The organism is Oleiphilus sp. HI0128 (assembly GCF_001635365.1).
The window spans coordinates 1-878 of record NZ_LWGG01001258.1; the positions used below are offsets into that span (position 1 = coordinate 1).

Consider the following 878-nt stretch of genomic DNA (forward strand, 5'->3'; position numbering starts at 1 on the left):
CTCCAAAGTTACGGTCTCGCTCCCGATAACTAGTGTGCTCAGAAAAAGAAGCGGTAACCAGAATATTTGCCTACTAATTTTCATTTTATGTCCTATGCTATTGTTAGCTGTGCAAAAAATTAAAAAGCACGTGTAATAACAAGTACTTTATTGCGTAAACTGAGTGTTGCGTCAAAAGTACAAATCGTTGCTCAGGGTTTTACCTATTTGCTTAAGTATCAAGCATTCTGCTAAATACTTAAGCAAGTAACATACCGCTCTGAACATCGTTAGGGGAGCTATATATATGGCCGGTATTCTGGACAGTGTTAACCAACGAACTCAGCTCGTTGGGCAGAATCGACTGGAATTATTGTTGTTTAAGCTTCAGGGTCAGCAGATATACGGAATTAACGTTTTTAAGGTTAAAGAAGTATTGCAGTGCCCTAAGTTAACTATGATGCCACAACGACATCCTGTTGTTCGCGGTGTCGCGCATATTCGTGGTGGAACTATCCCTATTATGGATATGGGGATGGCAACAGGACAGATGCCGATTGCGGAAGAGACAATTCCCAATAGCTTTGTCATTATTACTGAATACAACAGAAAGACTCAAGGCTTCCTGGTTGGTGATGTTGAACGTATCGTTAACCTTAATTGGGAAGAGATTCATCCGCCGCCAAAGGGTGCCGGACGCGAAAATTACCTGACTGCCGTCACTCGTATCGATAATAAGCTTGTAGAAATTATCGATGTAGAGAAGATTCTTTCTGAAGTGGCGCCTGTAGAAGAAACCGTTAACGAAGAGTTCGTAGAACAGGTGTGTGAACGTAATAGTGAATCGCCGCCTACCGTTCTGGTCGCTGATGACTCGGTGGTTGCGCGTAAGCAAATAC

General features: G+C 42.6%; 1 protein-coding gene. It reads left to right on the forward strand.

The features are described 5' to 3' along the window. Positions 1 to 286: 286 nt before the first annotated feature. The coding region (locus A3763_RS21245; RefSeq protein WP_197483032.1) for a chemotaxis protein CheW at positions 287 to 878 on the forward strand (592 nt) is incomplete at its 3' end.